This is a genomic window from Klenkia sp. AC732, from assembly GCF_979256525.1.
On record NZ_CEEDOS010000198.1, the window covers coordinates 1 to 232 of the forward strand.

The 232-nt window shown below is 76.7% G+C and carries 1 protein-coding gene; it reads right to left on the reverse strand.

Going from position 1 to position 232, the window contains the following annotated elements; all coding sequences use genetic code 11:
* On the reverse strand, positions 1 to 232 hold a 232-nt coding region (locus AC0IVP_RS22265), incomplete at both ends, for a hypothetical protein (protein WP_471759323.1).

The following is a 232-nucleotide window of genomic DNA, read 5'->3' on the forward strand; positions in this document are numbered from 1 at the left end:
CGCCCAGCGCCCGGCCCAGCTCCCGCGGGCGGCCCAGGGTGTCGCCGTGCCAGCACGGCATCGGCCCGGGCGGCCCGGGCGCGGGGGTGCCGAGCACCCGGTCGTGGGTGATCTCCTCGATCCGCCACGAGGAGGAGCCCAGCAGGAAGACGTCGCCCCCCCGGGACTCGTAGACCATCTCCTCGTCGAGCTCACCGACGCGCCGTCCACCGGTCTCCCCGCCACCGGAGAC